The organism is Micromonospora sp. NPDC005257, assembly GCF_042872445.1.
In the GTDB taxonomy this organism is placed as follows: Bacteria; Actinomycetota; Actinomycetes; order Mycobacteriales; family Micromonosporaceae; genus Micromonospora.
This window is the reverse complement of record NZ_JBIAKL010000012.1, coordinates 132,138-148,239: the sequence shown is the minus strand read 5'-3', so window position 1 is coordinate 148,239 and position 16,102 is coordinate 132,138. Positions and strand designations below refer to the sequence as shown.

Annotated in this window: 14 protein-coding genes; 8 read left to right on the top strand and 6 right to left on the bottom strand. The window is 72.6% G+C overall.

Annotated features, from left to right (window positions below; genetic code table 11):
• The first annotated feature begins 47 nt into the window (after positions 1-47).
• Positions 48-1,916, top strand: a complete 1,869-nt coding sequence (locus ACFYO8_RS24410) for a PucR family transcriptional regulator (RefSeq protein ID WP_387257579.1) — start codon at positions 48-50, stop codon at positions 1,914-1,916.
• Between the two features lie 7 nt (positions 1,917-1,923).
• On the opposite strand, the gene ACFYO8_RS24405 is transcribed toward ACFYO8_RS24410, so the two are convergent.
• Entirely contained in the window at positions 1,924-3,273 is a 1,350-nt protein-coding gene (locus ACFYO8_RS24405) for a hypothetical protein (protein WP_354873243.1), read from the bottom strand.
• An 87-nt stretch (positions 3,274-3,360) separates the two neighbouring features.
• Here ACFYO8_RS24405 and murD point away from each other — a divergent pair, with 87 nt between their 5' ends.
• Positions 3,361-4,707 carry a UDP-N-acetylmuramoyl-L-alanine--D-glutamate ligase gene (murD, locus tag ACFYO8_RS24400; RefSeq protein ID WP_354873241.1) on the top strand — a complete coding sequence of 449 codons (1,347 nt, stop codon included), beginning with the start codon at positions 3,361-3,363 and terminating at the stop codon, positions 4,705-4,707.
• Position 4,708: 1 nt separating this feature from the next.
• Here murD and ACFYO8_RS24395 read toward each other — a convergent pair whose 3' ends face one another.
• From ACFYO8_RS24395 to ACFYO8_RS24385, 3 genes are all read right to left on the bottom strand, one after another.
• Positions 4,709-5,269: a DUF6114 domain-containing protein gene (locus tag ACFYO8_RS24395; RefSeq protein WP_354873239.1), complete on the bottom strand. Its 561-nt coding sequence runs from the start codon at positions 5,267-5,269 to the stop codon at positions 4,709-4,711.
• 1 nt (position 5,270) lies between these two features.
• Positions 5,271-6,008, bottom strand: coding sequence for a DUF6230 family protein (locus ACFYO8_RS24390; RefSeq protein WP_354873237.1), 738 nt, complete (start codon positions 6,006-6,008; stop codon positions 5,271-5,273).
• A gap of 73 nt (positions 6,009-6,081) precedes the next feature.
• Positions 6,082-6,840, bottom strand: a complete 759-nt coding sequence (locus ACFYO8_RS24385) for a TetR/AcrR family transcriptional regulator (protein WP_354873235.1) — start codon at positions 6,838-6,840, stop codon at positions 6,082-6,084.
• 343 nt (positions 6,841-7,183) lie between these two features.
• Here ACFYO8_RS24385 and ACFYO8_RS24380 point away from each other — a divergent pair, with 343 nt between their 5' ends.
• Both ACFYO8_RS24380 and ACFYO8_RS24375 read left to right on the top strand, forming a co-directional pair.
• Positions 7,184-7,870 (top strand): Tat pathway signal sequence domain protein, encoded by a 687-nt coding sequence (locus tag ACFYO8_RS24380; RefSeq protein WP_354873233.1) that lies wholly within the window; start codon positions 7,184-7,186, stop codon positions 7,868-7,870.
• Positions 7,871-7,988: 118 nt separating this feature from the next.
• Positions 7,989-9,284, top strand: coding sequence for an aspartate aminotransferase family protein (locus ACFYO8_RS24375; protein WP_354873231.1), 1,296 nt, complete (start codon positions 7,989-7,991; stop codon positions 9,282-9,284).
• Between the two features lie 3 nt (positions 9,285-9,287).
• On the opposite strand, the gene ACFYO8_RS24370 is transcribed toward ACFYO8_RS24375, so the two are convergent.
• A complete protein-coding gene (locus tag ACFYO8_RS24370; protein WP_387257577.1) occupies positions 9,288-10,727 on the bottom strand; it encodes an acyltransferase family protein in 1,440 nt (479 codons plus the stop codon).
• Between the two features lie 163 nt (positions 10,728-10,890).
• Between ACFYO8_RS24370 and ngcE the strand changes: the two genes are divergently transcribed.
• From ngcE to ACFYO8_RS24350, 4 genes are all read left to right on the top strand, one after another.
• The gene (ngcE, locus tag ACFYO8_RS24365) at positions 10,891-12,306 is read left to right on the top strand and encodes an N-acetylglucosamine/diacetylchitobiose ABC transporter substrate-binding protein (RefSeq protein WP_387257576.1); all 1,416 of its coding nucleotides are present in this window, start codon (positions 10,891-10,893) and stop codon (positions 12,304-12,306) included.
• Positions 12,306-13,214 (top strand): sugar ABC transporter permease, encoded by a 909-nt coding sequence (locus ACFYO8_RS24360; protein WP_355096365.1) that lies wholly within the window; start codon positions 12,306-12,308, stop codon positions 13,212-13,214. Before ngcE ends, ACFYO8_RS24360 begins: the two co-directional genes overlap by 1 nt.
• Entirely contained in the window at positions 13,211-14,125 is a 915-nt protein-coding gene (locus ACFYO8_RS24355) for a carbohydrate ABC transporter permease (protein WP_387257575.1), read from the top strand. The genes ACFYO8_RS24360 and ACFYO8_RS24355 overlap by 4 nt, the downstream gene beginning before the upstream one ends.
• Before the next feature lie 85 nt (positions 14,126-14,210).
• Positions 14,211-14,795, top strand: a complete 585-nt coding sequence (locus ACFYO8_RS24350; protein ID WP_387257574.1) for a hypothetical protein — start codon at positions 14,211-14,213, stop codon at positions 14,793-14,795.
• A gap of 160 nt (positions 14,796-14,955) precedes the next feature.
• Here the strand turns inward: ACFYO8_RS24350 and ACFYO8_RS24345 are convergent, their stop codons facing one another.
• Complete coding sequence (locus ACFYO8_RS24345; protein ID WP_354873220.1) at positions 14,956-15,945, bottom strand: BadF/BadG/BcrA/BcrD ATPase family protein; 990 nt, start codon at positions 15,943-15,945, stop codon at positions 14,956-14,958.
• Between the last annotated feature and the right edge of the window lie 157 nt (positions 15,946-16,102).

Sequence of the window (16,102 nt, the reverse complement as noted above, 5' to 3'; positions counted from 1 at the left end):
CGGTGTGGCTTTCGGCAACGGTGGTGACGCAGGGTAGCGTATCGCCCGTGTTCCCTACCGTGCGTGAGGTGCTGGACCTGGTGCCCGTGCGCAACGGCGCGCCCCGCCTGGTCGCCGGGAACGCCGGACTGGACCGGCCGGTGCGGTGGGTGCACATCGCCGAGGTGCCGGACATCGCCACCCTGCTCGGCGGCGGGGAACTCGTCCTCACCACCGGGATCGGCCTGCCGGCCGACGACGCCGGGCTCCGCGAGTTCATCGGCACCCTGGCCGACGTCGGCGCCTCCGGGCTCGCGGTCGAGCTGGGCCGCCGGTACCTCACCGGAGTGCCCCGGGTGATGGCCGCCGCCGCCGAACGCCGCGGCCTGCCCCTGATCGAGCTGCGGCGGGGCACCCCGTTCGTCCGCATCACCGAGGCGGTGCACGCGCTGATCGTGGACGCCCAGCTCACCGAGCTGCGCGCCACCGAGGAGATCCACCAGCGGTTCACCGACCTGTCGGTGGAGGGCGCCGAACCGGCCGAGGTGCTGCGGCAGGCCGCCGAGCTGGCCGGCTGCCCGATGGTGCTGGAGAACCTGTCCCGGCAGGTGCTGGCGTACGACCCGGCGGGGGAGAACGCCGAACTGCTGCTGGACGGCTGGGAACGGCACTCGCGGCAGATCCGCCCGGCCGGGCGCACCGCGTACGACCCGGACAGCGGCTGGCTGGTCACCACCGTCGGCGCGCGGGGACAGGACTGGGGACGGCTGCTGCTGCGCTGGCCGGCCACCGAGTCCACCCCGCCGACCCGGCTGACCATCCTGATCGAACGGGCCGCCTCCACGCTCGCCCTGGGCCGGCTCATCCGGCGCGACGCCGAGGGCCTGGAACGGCAGATCCACCGGACGCTGCTGACGGCCCTGATCGACCACACCCGCCCGGTGGACGAGGTGGCGCTGCGGGCCAAGGCGCTCGGCGTCGTCCTGGACCGCCGGCACCTGGTCGGGGTGGTGGTCCGGCACCGCGCCGACGAGCCCGCCGGTGATCCGGGCGCCCTCGACGACGAGGCCACCCCCGCCCGGCGCGGCACGCGCCGCGACACCGACGCGGAAGGTCCGCAAGCCGGCCCGGCCCGCCTGCGCGACCTCGCCGAGGCGGTCAGCCAGGCCGTCCGCGACGCCAAGCTCACCGCGCTGACCAGCCCGCTCGACGACCAGGCGGTGGGCGCGCTGCTGGCGCTTCCCGACCCGGCCGCCGAGGAGAAGGCCCTGTCCGCGTTCGCCACGGCGTTGCGCCGGGTACGCCTCGACGCCGCCCCGGCCGTCCGCCCGGTCGACGCGCCTGATCGGTCGGTCGCGCCTGATCGGTCGGGTGCGTCGGGTCCGGGCGGGGCGGGTGGGCGGTCCGCGGGAAACGGCCGGAGCGGTGCGTCCGGTGGCCGTGCCGTGGCGTCCGGGAACGGGCGGCCCGTCGACGCGCCGGCTCGGGCGGCGATCGTGGTGGCGGCCGGATCCGGCGTGAGCAGCCTGCGCGAGGCACGCCGTTCGCTGATCGAGGCGCGGCAGGTCGCCGAGGCGGCCCGGCGGGATCCCCGGGATCTGTCCTGCTACCGGCTGCCGCATGTCGGGCTGGCCGGCCTGCTGCACCTGCTGCGTGACGAGCCCCGGTTGCAGACGTTCGTCGAACGCGAACTCGGGCCACTGCTCGCCCACGACGCCCGGCATCCCCGGGAGCAGTTGCTCGGCACCCTGCGGGCGTATCTGGAGCAGGGGCGGAACAAGTCGGCCGCCGCGTCCGCCGCGCACCTGTCCCGGCCGGCGTTCTACGAGCGGCTGGCCCGCATCGGCCGCATCCTCGACGCCGACCTCGACTCGGTCGACAGATGCCTCTCCCTGCACGTGGCCCTGCTGGCCCTGGACGCCATCCGCACCCCCTGACCGCGGGTCAGGCCAGGGCGGTGAGGGTTTTGGCGTACCGGACGGGGACGAAGCTCTCGCCGCCGGGGGTGAACACGTCGGAGTTCGCGGCCGACTGCCAGGCGGTGTCGGGCAGCGCCGCCACCAGGGCGCGTACCACCGGAGCGTCGCGCCACTGGTCCTGCTGGGCGAGCAGGCTCAGCGCGACCACCGACTCCTCCACCTCGCCCACGCACTCGAACGGCTTGTGCCCGTCGATGCCGAGCAACTCCCGGTAGCCGGGGACCTGGGACTCGTCGGCCAGCAGGTCACCGCCGAAGATGCCGGTCAGCCGCTCCCGGGGCATGAACGGCGCCATGGCCAGGAACACGAACCGGCACTTCGGGCAGTCGCGGCACCAGCGCTCGCTCGCGTCGCGCAGCTTGAACGCGGCGTTGCAACTGGTCACCACCGCGTCGTACCGGTCGATCTCGGCGAACAGCCGGGCGATGTGCAGTTCGGACAGGGAGCGCAGCAACGAGAAGTACGGCTCGGTGAGCCCGGCGTGCTCGGCCAGCGCCGCGCGCAGCAGCCCTTCGGCCTCGACGCCCTTCGACCACTGGTGGTTGATCTCGTGGCCGTTCCAGATCAGGTTCGGGTCGGAGGCAGAACGCTCGTTGGACATCACCACCGGCCCGAGCCCGTGCAGGACGGCGGTGGCCACCGCGATCAGCGAGTTGATCGCCGTGACCGGGATGTGCCCGTTGCGCGCGCCGGCGGCGTTCAGCTCGAACAGCACCGGGTCCAGCCGCCGCCGGGCGGCCAGCGGCACCAGGTCCGACGCCTCGTTCACCGACACGATCACGTGGTTCGGGTTGACCGAGAACGGCACCGGGTCGAGGCCGGCGTGGCGCAGCGCCTCCAGCGTGACGATGGAGTCCTTGCCGCCGCCCACCGCCGAGAGCGGACGGCGGTCGGAGTTGTCCACCGGCGCCGCCGGATCCACGGTGCCGGACGGCACCTCGGGACGCAGCTCCAGCACGTGCGGCAGCTCGTTGCGGTACGCGTACTCGGCGAGGCCCTTGGTGTAGACGGCGGTGACCAGCTCGACGGCGGCGGTGCCCAGCGGCGCGGGCAGCACCAGCCGGGGCGGCGCGGCGGCCTTGTAGTAGCTGACGCCGGCGACCACGTGCAGCAGCTCCAGCACCCGGGCCAGGGTGGCCGCGGTGGCGTCGGTGACCGGCTCGGCCGGCAGCGGAAGCGTGATCACCTCGGTGAACCGCTGCTCGCCGTCGGGACCGGTCAGGGCGTAGTCGAACAGGACCTCGCCGGTGGCGAAGTCGATCGAGTAGGACGGGAAGGTGAAGGCGTCCATCCGCCGCAGCTGCTCGTTGGGCACACGCCATACTAGGCCCTGGTTCGTCCGTCCGTGTCCGGCTGGGCCGGACCCTGCCCGCCGTGCGTCGACCGAGTCCGAGGAGAGCCCGTGCGCCTGTCTGATCTGCGCGGACGTCATGTCGCCGTCTGGGGTGCCGGCCGCGAGGGCCGGGCCGCGGTGACAGCGATCGCCGCGCACGGGCCGGCCGGCCTGGTCGTCGTCGACGACAGCGCGAACTTCCTCACGCTGCCCTGGGACGGTCCGCTCGCCGCCGCGGCGCCGCTCGTCACCGGCGAGGAGGGCTTCGCGCGCCTGGCCGCGGCCGACGTGGTGGTCCGCTCGCCGGGCGTGCCGAACACCCACCCGTGGATGGTGGAGCTGCGCCGCCGGTCCGTGCTCGTCACGCAGGGCAGCGCGCTGTGGATGGCCGACCACGCGGACCGGACCGTGGGGGTGACCGGCAGCAAGGGCAAGAGCACCACGTCCAGCCTGATCAGTCACCTGCTCACCGCGATGGACCGGCCGAACGTGTTCGGCGGCAACATCGGGGTGCCGCTGCTGGACCTGCCCGAGGCGGAGCTGTACGTGCTGGAGCTGTCCAGCTACCAGTGCTCCGACCTGACCGACTCGCCGCGGGTGGCGGTGGTGACCGCGCTGTTCCCCGAGCACCTGGACGCGCACGGCGGCGAGCGGGAGTACTACCGGGACAAGCTGAACCTGATCGCGCACGGCCCGCACGCCGTGGTGGTCAACGGCGCCGACCCGCGCCTGGCGACGGAGCTGGGTGACCGGACCGCGATCCGGACCGGCGGGCCGGAGACCACGCACGTCGCCACCGGGCCGGACGGCACGCAGTGGTTCCACCTGCGGGACACGCCGCTGTTCCCGCGCGCGGTGCTGCCGCTGGTCGGGCGGCACAACGAGGGCAACCTCTGCGTCGCGCTCGCCGCGCTGGAGGCGCTCGGCATCGACGTGGTGGCGCGTAAGGACAGCCTCGCGGTGGCGGTGGCCGAGTTCCAGGGCCTGGCGCACCGGCTCACCGAGATCGCCGACCCGTCCGGGCTCACGTTCGTCGACGACACGCTCGCCACCAGCCCGTACGCGGCCATGCACGCGATCGACGCGTACGAGGGGCGGCCGTTGACCGTGATCGTCGGCGGCGCCGACCGAGGGCTGGACTACAGCCCGCTGCGCGCCCACCTGGCCGACCGGGAGATCACCGTGATCGGCGTGCCGGACAGCGGCCCCCGCATCGTGGAGGCGCTGTCCGGGCTGCCGTCGGTGCGTACCGAGCTGGCCGACGACCTGGTCGCCGCCGTCGGGCTGTCCCGCAAGCTCACCCCGGCCGGCGGGGTGGTGCTGCTGTCCCCGGCCGCGCCGAGCTACGGCAGGTTCCGCAACTTCGAGCACCGCTCCGAGGTGTTCGCGCAGGCGGTGGCCGACACCGCCCGCTGAGTCAGCCGCGGTCGGCCCGGGCGTTCCCCGGCGGCCCCGGCTCGGCCGACAGGAGCGCGTCGAGCGACTCGGTGGGCGCCGAGCTGTCCACCGGCTCGCGCGGCGCGGGCGCCGTGCCGCCGTCCGCCGTCTCGGCGGGCGTCGCCTCGGCGGGCCCGGCCGCCGGACCGGCGTGGGTGGTCCGTCGCTTGACCGGCGTCCAGGCGAACGCGAGCGCCCCACCGACGAGCGCCAGCAGCATGCCGACCAGGAAGCCGCCCAGGTTCGAGGTGAGCCAGGAGACCAGCCCGAGCACGAGGGAGACCACCGCGTAGAAGACGCGTTGCTGCGGTGTGGCGATCAGCAGTACGCCGCAGATGACCAGGATGAGGGGGACCAGGTACGCGGCCAGCCCTTGCGGCCCGACGTGCAGCAGCACCCCGAGCGGCGCGCGCAGTGTCACGAGCATCTCCGCGCCGCCGAGCGCGATGAGCAGCCCGGCGGTGAACGGCCGGGCCCGGCGCCAGCGCCGCCAGCGTGTGCGGACGCCGGCGGCGGGCGCCGAGTGCTGTCCCGCGGTCACGTCAGCACCCTTCGGAGCTGAAGCCCATGCGCAGGTTGGGCAGCGTGAAGATCGCGGCGGTGGTGGCGTAGTTGTTCTGCCGCAGGTTGGTGATGGTCACGGTGTCGGCCTGCTGGGCGAACACGCCCGGGTTGCCCTTGACGCCGGGGACCTTGTCGACGGTGCTGGCGTCCTGCCCGACGTCGATGTTCTTGAAGGAGGCGTTACCGGCGACCTCGTCACCGTCGACCACGAGCGTGCGGGCGGTCACCGGCTTTCCGGAATTGCCGGCGGTGATCCGCAGATTCGTGCCGCCCAGGTTGATGCTCTGGCAGAGATTGGTCAGTTCGGCCTTGTCGATGGCCGAGACGATCACGAGCACCTGCCCGCCGGTGTCGCCCTGGTTGGGGCTGTCCGGGATCATCTGATCGAGCGTGGCGAACTGCTCGAAGCCGGTGCCCTCCAGTTTGTCGGCGGTGACCGTGAACGGCATGCCCGAGATGGCGAACTGCGCGCCGAGCACACCCTGCGCGGTCAGCACCACCATGCCGGCCGCGCCGGCCGCCACGGCGCCGAGCGTGACGGCGAACCGGCGCCAGCGCACGCCGCTTCGCGGTTGATCGATCTCGATCTCCTCGATCTGCTCCGACATGCCGGCCCCTTTCGAGATCAATTCATCCAGGACGATGTGAATGGGATTCGCAGGATGTGCGCGCCGAGGGCGCAGGCCGAAGTTACCGCTGAGTAAAGATGCGGTCAACTGTCTGTAGCAGATCGTTGGGCGGCATTTGCCAAAAGCGGCCAAAGTGAAAAACCGCTGCGGTTTCCATCGCTCAGGGCTGGCCGGCGGGCGCACAGGGCGCGGTGGCGGCCGGACCGTCGTCCGCGCGGGCCACCTGGGCGATGCGACTCGCCTCCCGGGGGCCGAGGAACGGCGCGGTGGCCGCGTACGTGAGCGCCGGCAACAGCAGCGGCAGTTCGTCGGCCCGCCCTTGCGCCACCCGCTCCCGGATGGTGGCGTGTATGCCGCCGACCACTGTGGACAGCAGCGTCTCCCGGTCCACCTCGGCCGGCGCCGGTCCGGCGTCGGCGAAGAACCGGCGGAAGCTGTGCAGCAGCGCGTCGCGCTCCCGGCGGGCGTCCGGGCCGGCCGCGTCCACCTCGACGAGCGCAATCCGGGCGAAGGCGGGCACGCTCGCCAGCACCTCGAGCAGCGTGCGCAGCGCCGCCCGGGCGGCCTGCGGCCAGGCCGGTCCCGCATCGCGGTAGGCGTCCTCCATCAGGTGCGAGACCACCGCGATGCCGTGCCGGTACGCGGCCAGGAACGCGTCCTGCTTGCCGCTGAACAGCGCGTAGAAGGCGGGCCGGGTGACGCCGGCGGCGTGGCAGATGTCGCTGACCCGCGCGTTGTCGTACCCCCGGGTGGCGACCTCCCGGACCAGCCCGTCGAAGAGGCGGTCGCGCTGGGTCGCCGCCACCTCCTCGGCCGGCACGCGGCGCGGGCCGCGCTTGATGGCGCGGTCCGGGTCGCGGCCGTGGCGGGCGCCCGGCAGGGGCATCGGTGCCGGCGACGGCGGGCTCGGCACTGTCACGAATCGACCTCTCTTGATGCGTTGACTTTACGACCCTCCGAGGTTTATAACTTTCGACACGCTCAGTTCATGTCTCGTCACCGCTGGTGATCACTCCTCATCGGTCACCGAACGCGTCGAAGGAGGGCCGGATGGCTGCCATTATCGCCGCGCGGAACCGTCCCCCCAAGGCCGGAGAGATCCAGGTGACGCGGCGACGCCGCACTGCGCCACGCCGCCCGGCCCGCTGAGGCCGCGACGGCGCACCACCACCATCGGCGGCCCGATCCCGGCCGCCGTACCCCACCGGCTCCGTCCATCCGGGACGCCGCCGGCACCTGTCCCACCGCCGGAAGGAACAACCATGCCCAGGTACGGACGCATCGGCGCGGGCCTCGCAGCCCTGGCGCTGCTGACCGGTCTGGTCGGCGCCGCTCCCGCCACCGCCGCCCCCGCCTCCTCGCTCGCCAGTGCCGTGCTGACCTACCCGACCGCCGGCGGCACCGCCGTGTCGGTGGGCGACGTCATCAAGGCCAGCCTGCGCAGCGGCACGAACGCCACATTCTACTCGTCGACCAGCGGCACCACCGGCATCAAGTGCGCCGCGTCCAGCTTCAGCGCCAAGGTGCTGACCAACCCGACCGCGCCCGGCACCGCGACGGAGAGCCTGACCGCGCAGTCGTTCGCCAGCTGCACCACGAACGTCTTCGGCACCACCGGCGTGCAGAGCGTGACCGTCAACAACCTGCCGTACACCACGTCGGTCACCAGCGCCGGCACGGTCACCATCGCCGGCACGGCGGCGGCGCCGATCCAGAGCACCGTCGTGCTCAACTCGCTGCTCGGCGCGATCACCTGCGTCTACCGCACCAGCACGAACACGCTCACCGGTACGGCGTCGAACGCCACCAACTCGATCAGCTTCACCAACCAGACCCTGACCAAGTTCTCCGGCCCGTCGCTGTGCTTCGGCACCGCGTACTTCACCGCGTCGTACTCGCCGGTGAAGGACACCAGCAAGACCGGCAGCCCGGCTGTCTTCGTCAACTGACACCCGGCTCGGGCCGGTGCGCGGCGCTTCGCCGGGCACCGGCCCACTGCCGCGCACTTGTCCCCGTCTCCCGGTGGTGGCAGCGTGCGGAGACCTACCGCCGCTGAAGGGTGCGCCGATGACCTCCGACGACCTGCTGGCCCGGCACCGGGCCGTGCTCCCGTCCTGGATGCCCCTCTACTACGCCGAACCGCTGGAACTGGTGTCCGGCTCCGGCCGCCGGGTCACCGACGCGGCCGGCCGGACCTATCTGGACTTCTTCGGCGGGGTGTTGACCACCATGGTCGGCCACGACATCCCGGAGATCCGGGAGGCGGTCGAACGGCAGCTGCGCACCGGCCTCGTGCACACCTCCACGCTCTACCTGATCCGGCAGCAGGTCGAGCTGGCCGAGAAGATCGCCCAGCTCTCCGGCATCCCGGACGCCCGCGTCTTCTTCACCAACTCCGGCACCGAGGCGAACGAGGCGGCGCTGCTCGTCGCCACCAACCACCGGCGCTCGCACCAGATCCTCGCGGTCCGCAACAGCTACCACGGCCGGTCGTACGCGACCATGGGCGTCACCGGCAACCGCGGGTGGTCGGCCAGCGCGCTCAACCCGTTGGCGGTGGCCTGGCTGCACTCCGGTGAACGGCTGCGCGGGCTGCTGGCCCGGCTCGACGAGGGCGACCGGGTCGACGCGGCGGTCGAGGACCTGCGCGAGGTGCTCGCCACCCAGACCGCCGGCGACGTGGCCTGCCTGATCGCCGAGCCGGTCCAGGGCGTGGGCGGCTTCGTGCACGGCCCGGACGGTCTCCTCGCCGCCTGGAAGAAGGTGCTCGACGAGCACGGCATCCTGCTGATCAGCGACGAGGTGCAGACCGGGTGGGGTCGTACCGGCGAGCACTTCTGGGGCTACCAGGCGCACGGCGTGACGCCGGACCTGCTCACCTTCGCCAAGGGCATCGGCAACGGCTTCGCGCTCGCCGGTGTGGTCGGCCGCGCCGAGGTGCTGGAGTCGGTGCCGGCGATCAGCTTCTCCACCTTCGGCGGCAACCCGGTCTCCACCGCCGCCGGCAACGCGGTGCTCGACTACCTGCTCGACCACGATCTCCAAGGCAACGCCGCCCGGGTCGGCGCGATCCTGGGCGACGGCCTGCGTGCGGCCACCGCCGGGCTGGACCAGGTCGCCGAGGTACGCGGCAAGGGCCTGATGCTCGCCGTCGAGTTCGTCCACCCCGGAACCGTGGAGCCGGACGCGGCGCTGACCACCCGCGTCTTCGAGGCGTGCCGCGCGGGCGGCCTGCTGGTGGGCAAGGGCGGCCTGTACGGCAACGTGATCCGGATGGGCCCGCCGCTGACGCTCACCGAGGACGAGGCGCGGGAGGGCCTGGCGATCCTGGTCGAGGCCGTCCGCGCCGCGATCGGGACGTGAGCGTCAACCCGGCCGGCGCCGGCCTGCCCGCCCCGACCTGAGCAGCCGCAGCAGACCCGCCCCGGCCAGGTACGCCACGAGCGCCGGGGCGGGCAGGCCCAGCGGCTCCGGCGCGGTCTTGGGCGCGAGGCTGTTCATCAGCAGACCGGCCAGCACGCCCGCGTACCCGGCCACGGCCAGGCCGGCACGCAGCCGCCGGCCACCCGCTCCGGCCAGCCCGGTGGCGGCCGGGCGCCGGGTGCGGGCCTCGACCGGGCCGAAGACGGCGACCAGCACGGCCAGCACCGCGGCCAGCGCGAGCAGCCACGGCACGCGCCACGCCCACCAGGCCGCCGAGCCGACCGGGGGAGTGGGCAGCACGCCGAGCGCGTCCAGCAGACCGACGAGAAGCACCGCGGCGGTCAGGTGCCAGAGGAAGAGGGTGAGCGCCACCGCGTTCACCGCGATCACCGCCTGCCACGGGCCGGACCGGCGCAGCCGGCGCCCGGCCGGGCCCCGCAGCAGCAGGATCAGGCCGAGCTGAGCGGCGGCGGTGGCCATCAGCGCCAGGCTCGGCGGCGCCGCGTTGTCCAGCCGTTCGCCGGGCACGTGCAGCATCGCCACCGGGTACGGCCCGACGGCCGTGAGCAGTAGCAGCGCGGCCAGGCCGCCGCCGAGCAGGACCGCGCCCGCCCGGCGGGACAGCGGCAGCCGGCGGCGGAACAGGGCCCGCGGTCCGGAGCCACCGCCGTCGGCCGGGTGACCGGCGGTCGGCCCGGCGCCGGCCGCGTCGCCGGTCCGGCGGGTGTCCGCCCGGGTGGCGTCGTACCAGGCGAAACCGAGCTGGTGTACGGCCAGCCAGCCGAACAGGTAGTTGCCGTCGGCGAGCGCGGCCGGGCCGAGGAGCCGGCCGAGGTCGCCGAGCGCCACCAGCGCCACCAGCGCCACCGGCACGGCGAGCCCGAACCGGCGGTGCAGCGCGTACATGGGCGGGGTCAGCGCCACCACCGCGACGTAGGCGACCAGGAACCACAGCGGGATGGTGGCGAACCAGAGCACTGTGCGCACCTGCCCCGGGCCGGCGCCGCGCAGCGTGGCGATTCCCGCCCCGGTGGCCAGGACGAGCAGCAACACGGTGGTCGGCCGGACCAGCCGGGCGCTGCGGTCCACCAGCCACCCCGCCGCCGACCCGCCCCGGCGCCGGCGGGCGGCCAGCGAGGCGGCGTTGGCGTAGCCGCCGACCAGGAAGAACACCGGCATCACCTGGGCCACCCAGGTCAGCGGCCAGGCCCAGCGCAGGTCGCCCAGCGCGGAGTGACCGGCGGGGCGGCCGTGGTCGTACCCGACCACTGTCACGCCCCAGTGGCCGAGCACGACCATGGTGATGGCGAGCGCCCGGAGCAGGTCGATGTAGCGCTCCCGCCCCGGCGGCGTGCGTTGCGCGAGCTGCCGCAGGCGGCGCATGGGCTCAGATTAGGCCAGCCGGCTCCGACCGGTACGGATAACGGATCGGTCGAGAATCCTTGTGGTCCCCGCCGCGCTGTCGTAGAAATTCTTCAGTGCAAATGCGTCTTATGAAGACAAGCGACAGGGTGCTCACCGCGCGTACCCGGACCGAGGAGATCCTATGAACAGGCGTGAGATCCTACGGCGCAGCGCCGCCGCCGGTCTGCTGGCCACCCCCGCCGCCGGCCTGCTCGCCGGCTGTGCCACCTCCGGCGGCGACGACGCGGGCGACCGCGACGCGTACAAGGGCACCAGGAGCGAGCAGAACCCGCTCGGCGTGGCCGAGGACGCCCCGCTGGAGGTGGTGATCTTCAACGGTGGCTTCGGCGAGGACTACGCCAAGGCCCACGAGGCCATGTACAAGGAGCGGTACCCGAAGGCGCAGATCAAGCACTCGGCCACCGCCGAGATCAGCAAGACGCTCCAGCCCCGCTTCGTCGACGGCAGCCCGCCCGACGTGGTGAACAACTCCGGCGCCGGTCAGATCGACTTCAACGGCCTGGTCTCGCAGAACGCGCTCGCCGACCTGGGCGAGCTGCTCGCCGCGCCCAGCCTCGACACGCCCGGCAAGACGGTCAAGGACACGCTGCTGCCCGGCACCGTCGAGGTCGGCTCCTACGACGGCCGGTTCCTGGTGCTGAACTACACCTACACGGTGTACGGCATCTGGCACTCCACCAAGCTCTTCGCCGACCGTGGCTGGGAGAACGCCAAGACCTGGGACGACCACATCGCGCTCTGCCGCCGGATCAAGGCCGCCGGCATCGCCCCCTGGACGTACGCCGGTGTGCACCCCCGCTACATGAGCTGGCCGCTGATCTCCACCGCGATCAAGCTCGGCGGCCCGTCGGTCGCGCTCGCCATCGACAACCTGGAGCCGAACGCCTGGAAGTCGGACGCCATGAAGACCGCCGCCGACGCCTGGCACCAGATCGTCAAGGACAAGTTCATCCTCGACGGCTCCCCGGGCCTGGACCACAAGCAGTCGCAGACCGCCTGGTGCCAGGGCAAGGCCGCGTTCATCTCCTGCGGCTCCTGGCTGGAGAGCGAGCAGAAGGACGTCACCCCGCCCGGCTTCAACATGACCGTCGCGCCGACGCCGAGCCTGGGCAGCGGCGACAAGCTTCCGTACGAGGCGATCCGGGGCACCGCGGGCGAGCCGTTCATGGTGCCGGCCAAGGCGCGCAACGTCGCCGGTGGCCTGGAGTACTTCCGGACCATGCTCTCCCGCAAGGGCGCGCAGGACTTCACCAGGAAGGTCGCCAGCCTGCCCGTGGTCGCCGGCGCCACCGAGGGCATCGACCTGCCGTACGGGCTCAGCACCGTGGTCGAGGCGCTCGACGCGTCCGGGTCCAACGGCTTCAACTGGGTCTACAACAACTACTACCGGAAGCTGGAGCGCAACCTGGTCGACGCGGCCTGCGGCGAGTTCTTCAGCGGCCGGATCTCCCCGGCCGAGTTCCTCGACCAGTGCCAGAAGGGCGCCGACTCGATCGCGCAGGACAGCTCGGTCAAGAAGTACAAGCGGTCGGCGTGATGCGGCAGGGCCGCTACCCCCTGATCCTCACGTTCCTGCTTCCCCCGCTGGCGTTGTACGGCATCTTCGTGCTGTCGCCGTACCTCCAGGCCTTCCAGATCTCCACCACCGACTGGATGGGCTACTCCGCGCAGGCCGACCCGGTCGGCCTGGCGAACTTCCGCACGCTGCTGAACGACGGGTACGTGTGGAACGCGTTGAAGAACAACGCGATCCTGCTCGCGGTGGTGCCGGTGGTGACGATCGGGCTGGGCCTGTTCTTCGCCAGCATGCTCACCATGGGCGGACGCAAGGGCCGGGCCGGGGTGACCGGGGTGCGGGGCACCTCGGTCTACCGGCTCGTCTACTTCTTCCCGCAGGTGCTCTCGGTGGTGATCATCGCGCTGCTCTGGAAGGAGATCTACAGCCCGACCAGTGGCCTGCTCAACGGCGTCCTGCGCGCCGTCGGGCTGGCCACCCCGGCCTGGCTCGGCGACCCGCGCTTCGCGTTCTGGTGCGTGCTGGCCGTGATGGTGTGGAGCAACGTCGGCTTCTACGTCGTGCTCTTCGGCGCCGCCATGCAGGCCATCCCGCGCGACATCTACGAGGCGGTGCTGCTCGACGGCGCGTCCCGCACCACGATGCTGCGGAAGATCACCGTTCCGCTGCTCTGGGACACCATCCAGGTCGCCTGGATCTACCTCGCCATCGCGGCGCTGGACGGCTTCATCCTGGTCCAGCTCATGACCAACGGCGGACCGAACTTCTCCTCGGACGTGATCGGGCTGCGGATGTACGACACCTCGTTCGGCAGCGAGAACAAGTTCGGGTACGCGTCGGCGATCGGCGTGGCGATGTTCTTCCTGACCCTCTCGGTGGCGGTGCTGGCGCTGCGCACCGCCCGGCGTGATCGGATCGAGTACTCGTGACCACAGTGGATCCCGGTACGACGGCCGCCGGCGCCTCCGTCCCGGAAGGCCCCGCCCGGCCGGGCGACCGGCGGCCGCGCCGCGAGCTGGGCGTGGCGAACGTCTTCTCGCACGGCTTCCTGCTGCTCTGGGCGGCGATGACCGTACTGCCGCTGGCCTGGATGGTGCTCAGCTCGCTCAAGACCAACGGCGAGATCGTCGCCGAGCCGTGGGGTCTGCCCGAGGCCTTGCGGTTCGACAACTGGACACGAGCCTGGACCACCGCTCACATCGGCCGGTTCTTCTTCAACAGCCTGGTGGTGGTGGCCGGGTCGCTGAGCCTGACCATGCTGCTCGGCGCCACCGCGGCGTACGTCTTCGCGCGCTACGAGTTCCGCGGCCGGCAGGTGGTCTACTACCTGTTCGTCGGCGGGATGATGTTCCCGGTCTTCCTGGCGTTGGTGCCGCTGTTCTTCGTGGTCCGCAGCGTCGGCCTGCTCGGCACCTGGCCGGGCCTGATCCTGGTCTACACCGCGTACTCGCTGCCGTTCACGGTGTTCTTCCTGACCGCGTTCTTCCGTACCCTGCCGACGTCGGTGGCGGAGGCCGCGCTGATCGACGGGTGCGGGCACTTCCGGCTGTTCTTCCGGGTGATGCTGCCGATGGCGAGACCGGGACTGATCAGTGTGGCGATCTTCAACTTCCTCAGCCACTGGAACCAGTTCCTGCTGCCGCAGGTGCTCCTGCCCGGCGACGGGCAGGACCGGATGCTCGCCCAGGGGCTGAGTTCGCTCGCGGTGAGCCAGGGCTACGCCGGTGACTACGCCCAGTTGTTCGCCGGCCTGACCATCGCGGTGCTGCCGGTGCTCGTGGTGTACGTGGCCTTCCAGCGTCAGGTCCAGTCCGGACTGACCGCCGGGCAGCTGAAGTGAGGTGGTTGCCACAGGCGACGGGGCAGTGGAGAAGATCGGGCTGACCTAGGGTGAGCCGGCACGCTCATCTATCGACAGGAATATCATGTTCTTCCTCCTCTACACGCTGTTGCTGATGCTCGGCGGCATCGCGATGGTCGTCGTCGGCGCGGCGATCAAGGAACAGGGGACCGGCTCCCGGATCCTCAACGTGGTCATCGGCCTGGCCTTCTTCGGGTACGGCTTCTACCTGCTCTTCCTCTTCGACGGCGACAGCTACCGGATCTTCTTCTACGTCTTCGTGCTGCCGATCCTGCTGATCGTGCGCGCGGTGAAGGCGCGCAAGGAGGCGCGCGAGCAGGCCGCCGCGCAGCAGTTCGCGGGCGGCCAGCAGTACCCGGGTGGCCAGCAGTACCCGGGCGGCCAGCAGTACCCGGGCGGGCAGCAGTTCGCGGGTGGCCAGCAGTTCGCGGGTGGGCCGCAGCAGCCGGGCATGTACCCGGCGGCTGGCCACGGGCAGCCCGGCCCGGCGTTCCCGCCCGCCCCGGGGCAGCCCGGACCCCACGGCGCCGCGCCCCAGGCCCACCCGGGTCAGCCCGTCCCGTACGGCACCCCGCCGCAGGGCCACTCCGGTCAGCCCGCGCCGCAGGGCTGGCACCCGAATCAGCCGGGTTCGCAGGACCGATACTGATCAGCCGGGCACCGGCGCGCGTCCGCAGGTGCCATACGGCGAGTGGAACGCCATGGGTGTCAAACCGGCGTCACGACACCCATGGCGTTCCACCCAGCGGGGGAGCATCCCGCGGGCGGGCGAGAGGCGGGCGAGGGCGCGTCAGGCGGGCGAGGGCGCGTCAGGCGGGCCGGGGGACCAGGCGGGTGTGCAGGGCCGCCGGGTCGGTGACCTCGGGCAGGTCACGGGCGGCGAGCCAGGCCGCGGCGGCGGCCCCGTCCCCGGCGCCGTGCAGGGGCGCGCCCGGCCAGCGGGTGGCCAGTTCCGCGCGTACCGCGCCGGCCAGCGGGGTGTCGCCGGTGAGCAGCCCGCCGCCGAGCACCACCGGGTCGGTGGCGCCGGGAGGGCGGATCCGGGAGACGCTCTCCGCCAGCAGCGCCGCGGCCCCGGCGATCAGCGCGGCGGCCGTCGGCTCCCCGTCGCGGGCCGCCGCGACCACGAGTGGCGCGAGCCGGGCCAGCTCCACCGGCGGTCGCCGGGTCACCGTCTGCACCACGGCTCCGACCGTCGTGCGCGGTTGAGCGTCCACCTCGGTCGTGCCGGTCAGCTCCGCCAGCACGCGGCGTCCCAGGTCGCCGGGCGGCTCGGCGCGGTCCAGATCGGTCAGCAGCCGGCGGACCGCCTCACGGCCGAGCCAGAACCCGGAGCCGGCGTCGCCGAGCAGCCAGCCGTGGCCGTCCGCGGTGCGGTCCAGCCGCAGGTCGCGCACCTGGGCGGCGATCGCGCCGGTGCCGGCGACGAGCACTGTGCCGTCCGGCGCGGCGGTGCCGGAGGCGTAGGCGACGAGCGCGTCGCCGTGCACCGCGTACGGGCATCGCAGCCCCGCCTCGGCCCACGCGTGGTCGAACGCGTCCCGGCCGTGCGGGTCGGCCAGGAGGCGGCCCGCTCCGGCGAGGCCGATGACGCCGGCGCGTACCCGATGCGGGTCGATGTCGGCGAGCGCCGCGCGCAGGGCGGCGAGCAGTTCGGCGGCGGCCCGCTCGGCGCCGTGGCTGGTGGGGTTGCCGCCGCCGGCGCGACCGGTGCCCAGTCGCGTGCCGTCGAGGTTCAGCGCTGCCGCGCGGGTGGAGGTGCCCCCGACGTCGAGGCCGACCACGACGGTGTCCGACATGGAACTCATGCTGGTCGGCCGCGTCGCCGGACGCAAGATCGCGGTTTCGCGGCGGGTAACAGTTTGAAAACTTCGCCCACGCTCTTGACACGGAGGGGCCTTCAGTAAGAACTTTTACCACTAACAGTTAACACTCTTTTCCGAAAGGCTTTCGCCG

What these genes read in the sequence shown, in the direction of transcription:
- ACFYO8_RS24360 (WP_355096365.1), top strand. Translation starts at nt 12,306, where the DNA reads ATGCGGCAGGGCCGCTACCCCCTGATCCTCACGTTCCTGCTTCCCCCG.
- ACFYO8_RS24380 (WP_354873233.1), top strand. Translation starts at nt 7,184, where the DNA reads ATGCCCAGGTACGGACGCATCGGCGCGGGCCTCGCAGCCCTGGCGCTG.
- ACFYO8_RS24345 (WP_354873220.1), bottom strand. Translation starts at nt 15,945, where the DNA reads ATGTCGGACACCGTCGTGGTCGGCCTCGACGTCGGGGGCACCTCCACC.
- ACFYO8_RS24375 (WP_354873231.1), top strand. Translation starts at nt 7,989, where the DNA reads ATGACCTCCGACGACCTGCTGGCCCGGCACCGGGCCGTGCTCCCGTCC.
- ACFYO8_RS24370 (WP_387257577.1), bottom strand. Translation starts at nt 10,727, where the DNA reads ATGCGCCGCCTGCGGCAGCTCGCGCAACGCACGCCGCCGGGGCGGGAG.
- ngcE (WP_387257576.1), top strand. Translation starts at nt 10,891, where the DNA reads ATGAACAGGCGTGAGATCCTACGGCGCAGCGCCGCCGCCGGTCTGCTG.
- ACFYO8_RS24350 (WP_387257574.1), top strand. Translation starts at nt 14,211, where the DNA reads ATGTTCTTCCTCCTCTACACGCTGTTGCTGATGCTCGGCGGCATCGCG.